Origin of the sequence: Rhizobium sp. PP-F2F-G48 (genome assembly GCF_004342335.1) — a bacterium.
Taxonomy (GTDB): Bacteria; Pseudomonadota; Alphaproteobacteria; order Rhizobiales; family Rhizobiaceae; genus Ferranicluibacter.
Window position 1 is genome coordinate 588,161 of the sequence record NZ_SLVH01000003.1, and the last position, 14,810, is coordinate 602,970.

Sequence of the window (14,810 nt, forward strand, 5' to 3'; positions counted from 1 at the left end):
AAGGACGGCGATGTCCCCGGTCCGAGCTGTCCACGACTTGAGGGCTTCGGCTCCAACCCCTTCAAAAGCCACAGCTCTTGGAAACGTTCCATCGCAAAGACGGTCTGAACGCTCTGACCGCGGCAGGTATGGTGCACGCGTCCGCGGCGACGGCGGATGCATCTTCATCTCACCCTCTTGTCAGACCCGCCATCTCGCGGCTATCTTCCGTTTACGCGAACGTCAATGAAGAGAGACCGCCATGGCCCTGCCGCCGATCCTTTCGCATCTCCGCCTCCCCGTCGTCGCGGCCCCCTTGTTCATCATCTCGCATCCCGCCCTCACGATCGCCCAGTGCAAGGCTGGCGTGGTCGGCTCTTTTCCCGCGCTCAATGCGCGACCGGAAGCGCAGCTGGACGAATGGCTGGCGATGATCACGGAAGAACTGGCCGCGTATGACAAGGCAAATCCGGATAGGCCGTCCGCACCGTTTGCGGTCAACCAGATCGTTCACCGTTCCAACAAGAGGCTGGAGCACGACCTGATGCTCTGCGCCAAATACAAGGTGCCGCTCATCATTTCCTCGCTGGGCGCGGTGCCGGAGGTGAATGCGGCGGTGCATGGTTATGGGGGCATCGTTCTGCACGACGTGATCCATGACAAGCATGCCCGCTCCGCCATCAACAAAGGTGCGGACGGGCTGATCGCCGTTGCCGCGGGTGCCGGCGGCCATACGGGCGCGCTCTCGCCCTTTGCCATTATCCAGGAAATCCGCAGCTGGTTTTCCGGCCCGCTCCTCCTTTCCGGCGCCATCGCCAACGGCGGCGCGGTGCTGGCGGCGCAGGCCATGGGCGCCGATCTCGCCTATATCGGCTCGGCCTTCATCGCCACCGAGGAAGCGCGGGCGAGCAACGACTACAAGCAGATGATCGTCGACAGCCGGGCGAAGGACATTCTGGAGACGCCACATTTCACAGGCGTCAACGGCAACTATCTGCGCCCCTCCATCGCTGCGGCCGGTCTCGATGCCGACAACCTGCCGGCTGCAGACGCCGCAGAGATGGATCTCGAGCTGGCCGTCGGCACCGGCGCGAAGGCCTGGCGCGACATCTGGGGCTCGGGCCAGGGCATCGGCGCCGTCACAGCCGTCACCCCGGTCGCCACGCTGGTCGATCGCCTGGAAACGGAATACAACGCCGCCCGCACGCGCCTGTCGCTGTAAGCGGCCAGACATTTCCCGCGAGCCCTGCCCCGCCACCCGCGCGAGTTTTTCGACAACAGGCAAAGAGACCGCTTGAATTCCCCGAACTTTGCAGGTATCAGCCCCTCACATCACAGGCTGACCTTGAGGTTTGCCGGATAAGCCGCTTTAGCTCAGGTGGTAGAGCACATCATTCGTAATGATGGGGTCGCAGGTTCGAGTCCTGCAAGCGGCACCATTTCTCATTTCCAAAGCGATCCGGTTTCCGGCCCTGCCGCGCGACCGATATGTCGTTTAGAACCTTGCGGACATTCTGACGCCTTTGGCAGATCCGGCACTGTCCGGTCGGGCCGCGTTGGCCTCTCTATCGCATTCACGACACGTCTCAGTCGATCCACTCGTTGCTGAAGGTCAGGCGCGCGACCGTGATGGTTCGGCCGGTGTCGTCGCGGACGGTCAGGGCGATGGTGCCGTTGCGGGTCTCGGGCATTTCGTCGCGGGCGATATCGCCGAGGATGCGGCCGACTTCCATGGCGACGGATTCGCGCGTGGCGAGTTCCTGGCCCTCATCGTCCAGAACCGGACCGTCTCCATTGTGAAGATCAAAGAAATAGCGGCTCATTACAGGGTCTCGACATTCTCGGCTCAGGCGCGTTCGTGCTGCTAAGTTGCAGATAAAGCTTTTGTTCCGACATCTGAGGATGCTTCTGGTAAAAACGGAGCGCGACGGGAGGCTTCTCGTTTTTGCGCTTGCCGTTTTTCAGGCGCCGCTGTTTAGAATGCGGGACCGACGCCGTTTCGCAATCGGGGTCTCGTCTCAGCCGTCGCTTATTCGAGACCTTTGCGGCTTGTCCGTGCGGGTTTATCATTGAAGGCCTTGATCGTGATCGACATTCTCATTCGGAACCTCGCCAACCACGACATCGTCTCGGAGGATGAGAAGAGCCTTCTGAGGTCCCTTACCGCCCGCGAGCGCGTGTATGACGTGGATGAGGATCTCGTGTCGGAAAATTCGCGACCGACCTACAGCACGCAGCTGGTCGACGGCTTTGCGGCGCGCTACAAGCTGACGCCGGATGGCACGCGACAGATCACCGCGCTGCATGTTCCCGGTGATTTCGTCGATCTGCACGCCTTTCTCCTGAAGACGATGGACCACGGGATCATCGCGCTTTCCCCCTGCCGCGTGATGCAGATCGATCACGCCGACCTGGAAGTCGTCACGCAGAAGGCCCCGCATCTGACGCGCCTGCTCTGGCTGAAGACGATCATCGATGGCGCGATCCACCGGGAATGGATCGTTGCGATGGGCCGTCGCTCGAAACGTGCGCATCTCGCCCACCTTCTCTGCGAACTGCATATGCGACTGGAGGCGATGGGGCTGACGAAGGATCTCAGCTTCCACTTCCCCCTATCGCAGGGGGAGATGGCCGATGTGCTCGGGCTGTCGCTGGTTCACATGAACCGCACGATCCAGAACCTCCGCAAGGACGGGCTGATCAGCTGGATCAATCACACGGTTACGATCCTCGACTGGGATGAATTGCGCGACATTGCAGATTTCGATCCGACCTATCTCAGCCTGACCGTGGAGCCGCGCTGAGCCGGTCTTTCCGGTTTGGCGGCCGGCGCTCTCATGTCGGCCAGTACGCATCCGAGCGATAGTCGTCCGGGATTGTCTCAAGGCTGCCAAGCGCCAGTGCGATGGCCATGATCTGCAGATGCCGGATATGGATCTCGCGCGGCATGTCGATGCCGGTGGCAAGCGCCCTTGCACGATGACGATCATAGCCGAGAGCCGACAATCGCCGACGTGCCTCGGCGTTCACATCGGCACTGCCGACCGGCGCGTCGTCGCGATCCTCGGCAGCGCTGGTAACAAGTCGCAGCCCCATTTTCCGTCCCAGAGAGTTAACCCGCCGTCATGATGACGGAAACGGGTCAATTCTCAATTCGCAGAAATGAGGAGCAAAACCTTGGGTATCGTCTCGCCAATCGCGCCTCATCCGGATGCCGCGTCGACGGTTCAGGCCGGCTCGGTCTCCGGCACGTTGCGCCGCAGCTCCTCCAGCCAGAGACGGGCATTGCCGTCGGACGGCGCGCGCCAGTCGCCGCGGGGTGACAGCGAGCCGCCGGAGGTAACCTTCGGGCCATTCGGAGACGCCGAGCGCTTGAACTGGCTGGTCGTGAAGAAGCGGAACAGAAAGGCCTCCAGCCATTTGCGGATGGTCGCGAGATCATAGGCGCCACGGCTCTCCTCGGGAAAGCCGGACGGCCAAGCACCGGCCTTCGCGTCGTGCCAGGCATGCCAGGCCAGAAAGGCGACCTTGGACGGCTTCAGGCCGAAGCGGGTGATATAATAGAGCGCGAAATCGTGCAGGGCATAGGGACCGATCCTGTCCTCGGTGCTCTGGATCGCGCCCGTCTCGTCCGCCGGCACGAGTTCCGGCGAAATCACCGTGTCGAGAACGTCGGCCAGCGTCGCATCTGTCTCGGCGTCAAACAGCGACTTGGCGATGACCCAGCGGATCAGGTGCTGGATCAGCGTCTTCGGCACGGAGGCGTTGACGTTGTAATGGCTCATATGGTCGCCCACGCCATAGGTGGACCAGCCGAGTGCGATCTCCGAAAGGTCACCGGTTCCCAGCACCAGCGCATCGTATCGATTGGCCGCGCGAAACAGGAAATCCGTCCGCAGGCCTGCCTGCACGTTCTCGAAGGTGATGTCGTAGACCGGTTTTCCCTCGGAATAGGGATGCTTCAGGTCTCTCAGCAGTTGTTCGGCCAGCGGCTTGATGTCGATCTCGTCGGCGGTGATGCCGAGCGAGCGCATCAGCTTCCACGCGTTCGTCTTCGTCACGTTCCCGGTGGCAAATCCCGGCATGGTGAAGCCGAGAATACCGGAGCGCGGCAGGCCCAGCTGGTCGAAGGCGCGGGCGGCAACGACGAGGGCATGGGTGCTGTCGAGGCCACCGGAAACGCCGATGCAAATCTTCTTGATGCCCGTCGCCTGCAGCCGCTTCATCAAACCCTGGACCTGAATATTGTAGGTCTCGTAGCAATCCTGATCGAGCCGCGCGGTCTCGGCGGGAACGAACGGATAGCGCGAGATGCCGCGCTCAAGCCCGATATCGCCGCGGTTCGGCTCGAACAGGAAATCGACCGTGCGGAAGGTGCGATCCTCGCGGTGCTGGTGGTTGGCGGCATCGTTGAAGGTGCCGGTCCGCAGACGCTCGAGCAGCAGGCGATCGACGTCGATGTCGGCAACGCACATTTGCGGGCCGCTCGGAAACCGTTCGGTCTCTGCCAGGAAGGTGCCGAGTTCGTAGATGCAGGCCTGACCGTCCCAGGCAAGATCGGTGGTGGATTCCCCCGGGCCGGCTGCGGCATAGACATAGGCGGCAAAGCAGCGATTGGACTGGGAGCCCGCAAGCACGCGCCGGGTCTCGGCCTTGCCGACCGTGACGTTGCTGGCCGAGAGATTGGTGAGGATCAGCGCGCCGGCGAGCGCGCCGAAGTCGCTCGGCGATGCCGCGATCCAAACGTCCTCGCAGATTTCGATGTGGAAGACGAACCCGCGAACGTCGGTTGCGGAGAACAGCAGGTCCACGCCGAACGGCGCCACCTGCCCGGCCACGGCGATGGTCTCGCCGCGTATATCCCGCCCGGCCGCGCACCAGCGCTTCTCGTAGAATTCGCGATAGTTCGGCAGGTAGCTTTTCGGCACGACGCCGAGGATGCGACCGCGATGAATGGCAAGCGCGCAATTGTAGAGCCGACCGTTCTTGGGAATGGGCGCACCGACAAGGAGGACAGGCGACAGCGTGCGGCTTTCTTCCACCAGGCGGGCCAGCGCCATGTCCACCGCCTCGTGCAGCGCGGCTTGGCCCAGGAGGTCGTCGAGCGTGTAGCTCGAAATGCAGAGTTCGGGAAAGACCATCAGCCCGACGGACCGCTCGTGGCCCTGGCGGGCGAGCGCGATGACCTGATCGGCGTTGAAGGCGGGATCGGCAACCTCGCAACGTGGCGTGCAGGCGGCAACGCGCACAAAACCCTGATCATAGGCTGAAAAGAAATTCACCGGCACGCATCCCGTGTTGATCGCTGTCGCCAGCATACTTAAGGCAGTCAGGCGTTCGCGAAAAGGCTGCGCGCCCGCTTTGACGATCTGTCTTGGGAGGCGTGTCAGGCCTGCTTGATCAGCGCGGCTGTCTGGGCTTGTGCCGGCGTCTGCGCCGATACCGTCACGTCATGCAGCCATTCGCGCCAGATCGCGACGATCAGGGCCATGAGCACCGGACCGACGAACAGGCCGAGGAAGCCCATGGTCTTCACGCCCCCCACGAGGCCGAAGAAGGTCGGCAGGAACGGCAGCTTGATCGGGCCGCCGACGAGGCGGGGACGGAGCGTCTTGTCGACGATGAAGAGTTCGATCGTGCCCCAGGCGAACAGCGCAAAGCCCGCGACCGGCGCACCGCTCGCCAGCAGATAGACCGAGACGAGCGTGAAGCAGAGCGGCGCGCCACCGGGAATGAGGGCCATGAAGCCGGTGATGATGCCGAGGGTGACCGGCGACGGGACGCCGGCGACCCAGTAGGCGACGCCGAGAACGATGCCCTCGCCGATGGCGATCAGGCCCATGCCGGTGACGGTGGAAGAAATGGTCAGCGGCACGATGCGCGACACGCGCTCCCACCGCATGGGCAGGATCCGCTCGCCGAGCTTGTCCAGTTGCGCCACGAACTTCTCGCCATCGCGGTAGACGAAGAACAGGGTGATGAGCATGAACAGCAGGGTCAGCAGCGAGCGTGCAGCCCCTGCCCCGACGACGAGCGCACCGCGATAGATGCTGCCGATGTTGGAGCCGCTGACCAGCTGCACGAGTTCGCCGAGCGCGCCGGGATGCCCGACATGTTTTGCCCATTGCTCCCCGAGCCACACGCCGCCCAGCGGCAGTTGCAGGACCCAGGCAGGCACATCGGCCCCCACGGAATTGGCCTCGACGGCCCAGCCGACCCAGCCGCGAAACTCGTCCACGGCGTAGATGGCGGCGAATGTGACGGGCGTGACGATGAAGGCGACGACGAGGATGATCGCGATCGTGGCACCGATGGTGCGATTGCCGTTCACGGCGATCAGCAGGCGTCGATAGAGCGGCCAGCTGGCAAAACCGATGACGACCGCGGCGAGAACCGGGACGAGGAAGCCATGGAAGAAATAGGCCCCGGCAAGGAGGATAAACACCAGCAGCCAGCGCGCAGCGGATGCGGGGCCGACCAGCGCCGAGCGATCATAGGCCGGACGCCCGAAGAGCCGCGGCTCTGCCGACTGGTTTTCCAATTCGCGATGGCGCACCCGCTACCTCCGTCAGGCTCCCGCCTGCAATTGTCGTGTCCACCCTCTATAACAGCCGAAGGGCGCGCGCGGGATGACAATTGCAAAATCGGCGCCAAAATATGGCGGCGACCGGCACACGGTCCAGCCGCCACCCCGTCAGGCGGAACGCGAACGACGTTCCGCGGCCACCGACACTGCAAAGATGCCGATGCCGAGCACGGCCATGACGGCCCCGACGAGGCCGGTCGAGGTCCAGCCGTAGCCGGCGGCAATGGACACGCCGCCGAGCCAGGCACCCAGCGCGTTGGCAAGGTTGAAGGCGGAGTGCATGAGCGCTGCGGCCAGGGTCTGTGCGTCGCCGGACACATCCATCAGGCGGGTCTGCATGGCCGGGATCATGAGAAAGCCAAAGCCGATGGAGAGAATGTTGAACGTCGCCATCATCGGAGAATTCATCGTGGCGTAGAACAGCAGGAGAGCGGCCAGGTTGAAGACGAGACCGATGCCGATCGCTTTCAGGAGCGACCAGTCGGCCAGTCGCGCGCCGATGATGTTGCCCAGGATCATGCCGGCGCCGAAGACGGACAGCATCAGCGGCACGCGGGAGAGCGACAGGCCCGCAACCTCCGTCAGCGCCGGCGTGATATAGCTGAACGTGGCGAACATGCCGCCGGAGCCGATGGCGCAGATACCGAGCGTCAGCCAGACCTGGGGCTTGCGCAGGGCGCCGAGTTCGCGCAGCGGCGAGGATGCGGGATTGCCCTTGTCCCTCGGCACGAAAAGCAGGGTGAGCACGATGGTCAGCAAGCTGATGCCGCCGACGATGGCGAAGGCGGCGCGCCAGCCGAGCGTCTGGCCGAACCATGCGGTCAGCGGCGTGCCGAGCAGCGTCGCAATGGTGAGGCCCATCATGACACGGCCGATAGCGCGGCCTCGCTGGTGCGGCGCGACCATGCCGGCCGCCACGAGAGCGGCGACGCCGAAATAGGCCCCATGCGGCAGGCCGGCAAGGAAGCGGGCCGTGACCAGCAGGCCGAAGGACGGCACCAGTGCGCTGGCAAGATTGCCCGCCGCAAACAGGGCCATGAGGGTGAGAAGCACGGTGTGGCGGGCGTATCGGGCAGCGACCACAGCGATGAGAGGAGCCCCGACAACGACTCCGAGCGCATAGGCGCTGATGACGATACCGGCGTGGGGCACCGAGACATCGAGATCCTGCGCGACCTGCGGCAGCAGGCCCATAATGGCAAACTCTCCCGTGCCGATGCCGAAGCCGCCGACGGCCAGGGCGACTTCCGCCATGGAGACCCCGCCGAACCGGGCGATGGTGTGGGACGGAAGCGCTGTTTCGGACATGAGGTAACCTTGCGTCGAGACCGTGTCGGCCCTGTGGGAAAGCGTTTCGGCCGGCGCCACCCGTGGCGGGGCGCGAGCCGTCATACGAGGGCGTAAACCTTATCGGGCCCATCCGCAAAGCTTTGCCGCGTAGACATGCGCTTACGGAAAAGCTCCCATGCCTTATCAACATGACTTGTTGACGCTTACGTGTAGGTCATATAATTTTGAAGTGACTTGAAGCTGGTGCTGAAGAGCATAGACTTCGACGCAGGCTCACTCGGGAGAAGTGAGATATCTGGGGGAATGCCGGCGGTTTGACGCCAGCTCAGGGAGGACGAACATGCCCGACACGGCCAGCCGGACACAATCGCTGTCGCCTCAAAGGCCTTGGCTTGCGTCCTATCCACCCGGCATGCCTGCCGAGATCGAGGCGAGCCCCTACACGTCCCTCAGCCACCTGTTCGAGATCCAGTGCGAACGATTTGCCGACCGGCCGGCCTATACCTGCATGGGCACGACGATGACGTTCGCCGCGCTCTCTCGGACGGTGGACGCGTTCGCCGCCTACCTGCAATCGACGGGGCTGAAGCCGGGCGATCGCGTGGCCGTCATGATGCCGAACGTGCTGCAGAACCCGGTTGCCATCTTCGCGATCCTGCGGGCCGGCTTCGTGGTCGTCAATGTCAACCCGCTCTACACGCCCCGCGAACTCGAGTATCAGCTGAAGGACAGCGGCGCGAAGGCGATCGTCGTCCTTGAAAACTTCGCCCATACGGTGGAGCAAGTCGCGCCCAGGACCGAGCTCAGGCACATCGTCGTCGCATCGATGGGCGATCTGCTCGGCGCCAAGGGCCTCCTCGTCAATTTCATCGTCCGCACGGTCAAGAAGCTGGTGCCGGCATGGTCGCTGCCCGGCCATGTCCCGTTCAAGACGGCGCTCGCCAGGGGCAAGCGGCTCACGCTTGCCAAGCGCGAGACCAGGGCCGCGGACGTCGCGTTCCTGCAATATACCGGCGGCACCACCGGCATCTCCAAGGGAGCCGTGCTGACGCATGCGAATCTGCTTGCGAATGCGGCGCAGATGACCCTCTGGCTCGAATTGGCCTTCACCAACAAGCCGAAGCCGGAGACTATCGTTTTCCTCTGCGCGCTGCCGCTCTACCACATCTTCGCGCTGACCGTGAACGGGCTGATGGGCCTCGTGCTCGGCGCGCACAACATCCTCATTCCCAACCCACGCGATATACCGTCGCTGGTGAAAGAGTTCGGGAGCCACAAGGTCAACATCTTCCCCGGCCTCAACACGCTGTTCAATGCCCTCCTGAACAATGCCCCGTTCCGCGCGCTCGATTTCTCCTCGCTCGTGCTGACCTTCGGCGGCGGCATGTCCGTCCAGCGGCCGGTGGCCGAGCGGTGGGAAAAGGTGACAGGCTGCCCGATCAAGGAAGGCTACGGCCTGTCGGAGACCTCGCCCGTCGCAACCGCCAATCGTCTCGACCTGCCGGACTTCACCGGCACCATCGGCCTGCCTTTGCCATCGACCGAGATCGAGATCCGCAACGAGGCTGACGAAAACGTGCCGATCGGCGATGTCGGCGAGATCTGCATTCGCGGGCCGCAGGTCATGCCCGGCTACTGGAACAAGCCCGAGGAAACCGCGCAGGCAATTTCGAAGGACGGCTTCTTCCGGACCGGCGACATCGGCCGCATGAGCCCGGAGGGGCTGATCAAGATCGTGGACCGCAAGAAGGACATGATCCTCGTCTCCGGCTTCAACGTCTTCCCGAACGAGATCGAGGAAGTGGTCATGTCGCATCCCGGCGTACTGGAATGCGCGGCCATCGGCATTCCCGATGCGCATTCCGGCGAAGCGGTGAAGCTGTTCGTCGTCCGGCGCGACCCCGATCTGACCGAAGCCGAGATCCGCGCCTATTGCAGCGACAAACTGACCAACTACAAGCGGCCGCGCAGCATCGAATTCCTTAACGACCTGCCGAAGTCCAATGTCGGGAAGATCCTGCGGAAGGACTTGCGCAGCTGAAGAGGCCGGGAGGGCGTGATCCCTGTCACGCCTATCGGGACTTTCCATGTCCGGCTGCCCGTTAAATTCGGGTGCCGAGGCTTGATTTGCGGTGACCAAACGCACTAGCTATCGCGGCTAATAAAAACCCATTGAAAGCATGTCCGGACGAGCGGCCCGAGGCCTTCACCGGAACTGCCCGAGGAGCCGATGATGAAAGCGCTGGTCGAAGAGCTGAAGAGCACCGCCACCGAAACAGACGCCACCAATATTCGTGCAGCCTTCGCCGGCGATCCGCAGCGCTTCCAGCGCTTCTCGGTAACGCTCGATGATATTCTGTTCGACTATTCGAAATGCGCCGTCAACGAGCGGGTGCTGGACGGTCTGGAGGCGATCGCCAAGGCCGCCCGTGTCGCCGAGAAGCGCGACGAGATGTTTGCCGGCAAGCCGATCAATTTCACCGAAGGCCGCGCCGTTCTTCATACGGCTCTGCGCAACCGGTCGAACACGCCTGTCATGGTCGATGGCCGGGACGTGATGCCGGATGTCAACGCCGTGCTCGACGCGATGGGCACCTTCTCCGACAAGATTCGCAGCGGCGAGCTGACGGGCGCGACCGGCAAGAAGATCACCGACGTCGTCAATATCGGCATCGGCGGCTCCGATCTCGGCCCGGTGATGGCGACGCTGGCGCTGGCGCCGGAGCATGACGGCCCCCGCGCCCATTTCGTCTCCAACATCGACGGCGCCCACATTGCCGACACGTTGAAACTGCTCGATCCGGAAACATCCCTGTTCATCGTCGCGTCGAAGACGTTCACGACGATCGAGACGATGACCAACGCCCAGACGGCGCGCGCCTTTATCGCCAAGGCGCTTGGCGAAGACGCCGTCGGCCATCATTTCTGCGCGGTCTCCACGGCGCTCGACAAGGTCGCCGCCTTCGGCATCGCCAGCGACCGCATCTTCGGCTTCTGGGATTGGGTCGGCGGACGCTATTCCATCTGGTCGGCGATCGGCCTGCCGCTGATGATCGCCATCGGCAAGGAGAAGTTCGGCGAGTTCCTGGCCGGCGCCCATGCGATCGACGAGCATTTCAAGTCCGCGCCGTTGCGGCAGAACCTGCCGATGCTGCTCGGCCTCATCGGCTACTATCATCGCAACGTGCTCGGCTATCCCTCCCGCGCCATCCTGCCCTACGACCAGCGCTTGTCGCGCTTCCCGGCCTATCTGCAGCAGCTCGATATGGAATCGAACGGCAAGGGCGTGACGCTCGACGGGACGCCGGTCGAGGGCAATTCCGGACCTGTCGTCTGGGGCGAGCCGGGCACCAACGGGCAGCACGCATTCTACCAGCTGATCCACCAGGGCACGACGGTGATACCGGCCGAGTTCATGATCGCGGCCAACGCACATGAGCCGACCCTGCGCCACCAGCACGACCTCTTGATCGCCAATTGCCTCGCGCAGTCGGAAGCCCTGATGAAGGGGCGGACGCTGGAAGAGGCGAAGGCCCAGCTGACCGACAAGGGCATGGACGATACCAAGGCCGATCACATCGCGCCGCACCGCGTCTTCACCGGCAACCGCCCCTCGCTGACGATCGTCTATGACAAGCTGACCCCGTTTGCGCTCGGTCGCCTGATCGCGCTTTACGAGCACCGGGTCTTCGTCGAAGGCGCGCTCTTCAACATCAATTCCTTCGACCAGTGGGGCGTGGAGCTCGGCAAGGAACTGGCGACCGGCCTGCTGCCCGTCGTGGAAGGCAAGGAAAGTGCCGAAGGCCATGACAGCTCGACCGTCGGCCTCGTGAAGGCGCTGCTCGCCGCCAAGAAGTAAGACCGCGCGCGACAGCCGGATGCGTCTTGCTTGAGAAGGATCTTCCCCCACGGGGGAAGATCGCATCGTCATGAGCCGCCCCGAGGCGAAAACTGTTGCCGCTTGGCGACACCGGCCGGGTTTCGGCGGACTTACCTTTCATTCCGGGAAACGTGATCGGATCACGCCTTGTGCCCGTGCCGTCGGGGAATAGAGATCAGGGCTCACCGGGGCACTTTTCATGACACCGACCGATATCGCCGATCCCTTCTCGCGCCGCACCTTCCTGCTCGGCGCGCTTTCAACGGCCGCAACGCTGGCGGGATGCACGACCTCGACGGGCGTGCGCACCCTGCCGGTCCCGCCCGTGATCAGCCGTCCGATCCTGCCGCCGACGGACGAAGAGCTCGCCGTGATGTACGGCCCGGTGGAAGATGACGGCATCCTTATCCCTGCCATCCCCTATCGCGAGATCGATCCGCGCTTCTATCGCCAGCGCGTCGCCAACACGACCGGCGAGCCGGACAATACCGTCGTGGTGGATACGCCCGGCCGGTTCCTGTATATCACCGAGCCCGGCGGCACGGCCATGCGCTATGGTGTCGGCATCGGCCGCGAAGGCTTTGCCTGGCAGGGCGAAGGCATCATCCACTGGCGCCAGCACTGGCCGCGCTGGAAGCCGCCGAACGAAATGGTCGCGCGCCAGCCGGAGCTTGCCCGCTACTCCATCGAGAATGGCGGCATGGAGCCGGGCCTGAAGAACCCGCTCGGCGCCCGTGCGCTCTATATCTTCCAGAACGGGCAGGACACACTGTACCGGCTGCATGGCAGCCCGGAATGGCGCTCGATCGGCAAGGCCGTCTCGTCCGGCTGCGTCCGCCTGATCAACCAGGATATCATCGATCTCTACGCGCGCGTTCCGTATCACGCGCGCATCGTCGTGCATCAGTAGGATCGGCCTCGGCGCGCCTGCTAGGGTGGGCGCGCCGTCCGACGTCTACCTAAAGGCCGATCTCGTAGGCCCAGGGCGGATTGGCACCGGCACGCGAGACCGTGACGGCGGCGGCCTTTGCGCCGAGTGCAAGAGCCGCCTTGATGGCATCGTCGCTCAAGGTCGCCACGGCCTCCTTCGTCAGCAGATTGTTCATCTTCAGCGACGCGAGGATGCCGGCATCGAACGTATCGCCGGCACCGACCGTATCGACCACCGTCACCTTTTCGCCGGGCACCGACACCTTGCCGCGCACCGTATAGGCGTCCGCGCCATCGGCACCCTTGGTGATGACGACGAGTTTCGGGCCACGGGCGAGCCAATGGCCGACCAGCGTCTCGTGATCGCCCTCTTCGCCAAACCAGTCGAGATCCTCGTCCGAGAACTTGACGATATCCGACATCGCGGCCATGCGCAGCATGCGCGCCTTATGGGCTTCGGCATTCTGGATGAAGCCGGGACGGATATTCGGATCGAAGGAGATCACGCGCTTCTTGTGCTCGCGCGTCATCAACGCCTCATAGGTCGAGCCGCAGGGCTCGGGGATGAGGCTGATGGCACCGAAATGCAGGGCTTCGCAGAAATCGCCGAGCGCCGGCAGATCGTCTTCCGTGATCATGCGACCGGCACTGTTCTCGTCGAAGAAGGCGTAGGTTGCCGAGCCGTTGACGAGTTTCACCACGGCGAGCGTCGTGTGCAGATCGGAGGTGGCCGACGGGGCGAAGTCGACATTGCTGCTTTTCAGCGTGTCGCGGAGGATATCGCCGAACATGTCGGTCGAAAGACCGGTGAAGAAGCCGGTGGGAATTCCGAGGCGCCCGAGCGCGATCGCCGTGTTGAAAATCGCACCGCCGGCATAGGGCGCGAATGCGGGTTCGCCGAGCGTGGATTGGCGCGGCAGCATATCGATCAGGGCTTCGCCGCAGCAGATGATCATGGGGCTTCCTCTTCGGACTGTAAGCGTTACGAGATTTGTTTGCCGGCCAAAAACGGTCGTCGTTGGGCCTCAGCCCGCCAATGCGGAAATGCCGCCGTTGCGGCCCGACCATTCGAGCGGCGCATCGAGGAAGGCCTCGACGCTGGCCAGCGTTTCCGGATCGAAAAGCTTGTCCTCGCGGGCGACGGCCAGCACGTTGCGCCAGGTCGCGATGTTGTGGAGGGTGATGCCCTTCTTGCCCATATTGGCCCGGCCTTCGGGAAAGATATCGTAATAGAACAGCGCCATGCCGTGATCGACCACCCCACCGGCCGCGCGAATGGCATCGATGAAGGTGAACATCGAGACGCCCGCCGTCGTCAGGTCCTCGATCACGAGAACGCGGGCGCCCTCGGGCATCTGACCCTCGATCTGGTTGGTGCGGCCATGGCCCTTCGGCGCCTTGCGCACATAGATCATCGGCAGCGCCAGACGCTCGGCCAGCATCGCGGCGAAAGGAATGCCCGCCGTCTCGCCTCCGGCGATCACGTCGAACCGTTCGAAGCCCGCCTCGCGCATGACCGTGACGGCCGCGAAATCCATCACGGCGGAGCGGATGCGCGGATAGGAGATCAGCTTGCGGCAGTCGATATAGACCGGGCTCGCCATGCCGGAGGCGAGCTTGTAGGGCTGATCGGCCCGGAAGTGCACCGCCTTGATCTCCCACAGCATTTTCGCCAGCAGTTCGGCCATCACGGCCTTATCGGGGAAGGATGCGGGGATCATGATGCGGTTCCTCTTGATCGAAGGCTGAGAGCGAGGCGGCTGACAATCCCGTGTCAGGACCTTTGCTCGCAGAAGGTGATACGGTTGGCGAAAGGGTCGGTGACCGTGACTTCGAGGCCCCACGGCGCGGTCTCAAGGCCGGGGTTCATATGGGCATAGTTGCGGCTGGAAAGCTCGGCCTGCAGCGCCTTGGCATCGCCGATGGGCACGAAGATGCGGGTGCCGGGCGTCGTGTCGCCGGCATGTTCGCTGAGGTGGAGGGTCAGCCCTTCGCGGGAGACCTGGGCGTAGAGCGGCGCTCCCTCGGAAAAACGGTGTTCCCAATCCAGCTTGAAGCCGAGAAAGCCCAGATAGAACTCCATCGCCTTCTCCACAGAGAAGATCCGGAAGATCGGGATCGCCGGCTTGATCCCAACGGGCGCGC

General features: G+C 63.6%; 12 protein-coding genes, 1 tRNA gene and 1 pseudogene. 6 read left to right on the plus strand and 8 right to left on the minus strand.

The window, feature by feature from the left end; translation table 11 throughout:
• Positions 1-241 precede the first annotated feature (241 nt).
• Positions 242-1,201 carry a nitronate monooxygenase family protein gene (locus tag C8J36_RS10770; protein ID WP_132534714.1) on the plus strand — a complete coding sequence of 320 codons (960 nt, stop codon included), beginning with the start codon at positions 242-244 and terminating at the stop codon, positions 1,199-1,201.
• 141 nt (positions 1,202-1,342) lie between these two features.
• Positions 1,343-1,418, plus strand: a tRNA-Thr gene (locus tag C8J36_RS10775).
• Between the two features lie 147 nt (positions 1,419-1,565).
• Here C8J36_RS10775 and C8J36_RS10780 read toward each other — a convergent pair.
• Positions 1,566-1,802, minus strand: a complete 237-nt coding sequence (locus C8J36_RS10780) for a hypothetical protein (protein WP_132534716.1) — start codon at positions 1,800-1,802, stop codon at positions 1,566-1,568.
• Positions 1,803-2,063: 261 nt separating this feature from the next.
• Here C8J36_RS10780 and C8J36_RS10785 point away from each other — a divergent pair, with 261 nt between their 5' ends.
• Complete coding sequence (locus C8J36_RS10785; RefSeq protein ID WP_062595569.1) at positions 2,064-2,783, plus strand: Crp/Fnr family transcriptional regulator; 720 nt, start codon at positions 2,064-2,066, stop codon at positions 2,781-2,783.
• A 31-nt stretch (positions 2,784-2,814) separates the two neighbouring features.
• Here C8J36_RS10785 and C8J36_RS10790 read toward each other — a convergent pair whose 3' ends face one another.
• The 4 genes from C8J36_RS10790 to C8J36_RS10805 form a co-directional block, all read right to left on the minus strand.
• Positions 2,815-3,075 carry a hypothetical protein gene (locus C8J36_RS10790; RefSeq protein WP_132534718.1) on the minus strand — a complete coding sequence of 87 codons (261 nt, stop codon included), beginning with the start codon at positions 3,073-3,075 and terminating at the stop codon, positions 2,815-2,817.
• Between the two features lie 131 nt (positions 3,076-3,206).
• Complete coding sequence (locus C8J36_RS10795) at positions 3,207-5,261, minus strand: NAD(+) synthase (RefSeq protein WP_132534720.1); 2,055 nt, start codon at positions 5,259-5,261, stop codon at positions 3,207-3,209.
• A gap of 104 nt (positions 5,262-5,365) precedes the next feature.
• A complete protein-coding gene (locus tag C8J36_RS10800) occupies positions 5,366-6,535 on the minus strand; it encodes an AI-2E family transporter (protein WP_062595206.1) in 1,170 nt (389 codons plus the stop codon).
• Positions 6,536-6,673: 138 nt separating this feature from the next.
• Entirely contained in the window at positions 6,674-7,873 is a 1,200-nt protein-coding gene (locus C8J36_RS10805; protein ID WP_132534722.1) for an MFS transporter, read from the minus strand.
• Positions 7,874-8,195: 322 nt separating this feature from the next.
• On the opposite strand from C8J36_RS10805, the gene C8J36_RS10810 reads away from it, so the two are divergent.
• From C8J36_RS10810 to C8J36_RS10820, 3 genes are all read left to right on the plus strand, one after another.
• The gene (locus C8J36_RS10810) at positions 8,196-9,896 is read left to right on the plus strand and encodes a long-chain-fatty-acid--CoA ligase (protein WP_132534724.1); all 1,701 of its coding nucleotides are present in this window, start codon (positions 8,196-8,198) and stop codon (positions 9,894-9,896) included.
• Positions 9,897-10,088: 192 nt separating this feature from the next.
• Positions 10,089-11,714: a glucose-6-phosphate isomerase gene (pgi, locus tag C8J36_RS10815; protein ID WP_132534972.1), complete on the plus strand. Its 1,626-nt coding sequence runs from the start codon at positions 10,089-10,091 to the stop codon at positions 11,712-11,714.
• A gap of 220 nt (positions 11,715-11,934) precedes the next feature.
• Positions 11,935-12,645 carry a L,D-transpeptidase gene (locus C8J36_RS10820; protein ID WP_132534727.1) on the plus strand — a complete coding sequence of 237 codons (711 nt, stop codon included), beginning with the start codon at positions 11,935-11,937 and terminating at the stop codon, positions 12,643-12,645.
• A gap of 49 nt (positions 12,646-12,694) precedes the next feature.
• Here C8J36_RS10820 and C8J36_RS10825 read toward each other — a convergent pair whose 3' ends face one another.
• The 3 genes and pseudogenes from C8J36_RS10825 to C8J36_RS10835 all read right to left on the minus strand — a co-directional run.
• The gene (locus C8J36_RS10825) at positions 12,695-13,621 is read right to left on the minus strand and encodes a carbohydrate kinase (protein ID WP_132534729.1); all 927 of its coding nucleotides are present in this window, start codon (positions 13,619-13,621) and stop codon (positions 12,695-12,697) included.
• Positions 13,622-13,690: 69 nt separating this feature from the next.
• A complete protein-coding gene (locus C8J36_RS10830) occupies positions 13,691-14,386 on the minus strand; it encodes an orotate phosphoribosyltransferase (RefSeq protein WP_132534731.1) in 696 nt (231 codons plus the stop codon).
• 53 nt (positions 14,387-14,439) lie between these two features.
• Positions 14,440-14,808: pseudogene (locus tag C8J36_RS10835) on the minus strand (glyoxalase superfamily protein); the annotation flags it as partial.
• Between the last annotated feature and the right edge of the window lie 2 nt (positions 14,809-14,810).

Bases quoted from the DNA above. Each gene is read 5' to 3' on its own strand.
- C8J36_RS10805 (WP_132534722.1), bottom strand. From the start codon at position 7,873: ATGTCCGAAACAGCGCTTCCGTCCCACACCATCGCCCGGTTCGGCGGG.
- C8J36_RS10825 (WP_132534729.1), bottom strand. From the start codon at position 13,621: ATGATCATCTGCTGCGGCGAAGCCCTGATCGATATGCTGCCGCGCCAA.
- C8J36_RS10810 (WP_132534724.1), top strand. From the start codon at position 8,196: ATGCCCGACACGGCCAGCCGGACACAATCGCTGTCGCCTCAAAGGCCT.
- C8J36_RS10780 (WP_132534716.1), bottom strand. From the start codon at position 1,802: ATGAGCCGCTATTTCTTTGATCTTCACAATGGAGACGGTCCGGTTCTG.
- pgi (WP_132534972.1), top strand. From the start codon at position 10,089: ATGAAAGCGCTGGTCGAAGAGCTGAAGAGCACCGCCACCGAAACAGAC.
- C8J36_RS10830 (WP_132534731.1), bottom strand. From the start codon at position 14,386: ATGATCCCCGCATCCTTCCCCGATAAGGCCGTGATGGCCGAACTGCTG.
- C8J36_RS10790 (WP_132534718.1), bottom strand. From the start codon at position 3,075: ATGGGGCTGCGACTTGTTACCAGCGCTGCCGAGGATCGCGACGACGCG.
- C8J36_RS10770 (WP_132534714.1), top strand. From the start codon at position 242: ATGGCCCTGCCGCCGATCCTTTCGCATCTCCGCCTCCCCGTCGTCGCG.
- C8J36_RS10820 (WP_132534727.1), top strand. From the start codon at position 11,935: ATGACACCGACCGATATCGCCGATCCCTTCTCGCGCCGCACCTTCCTG.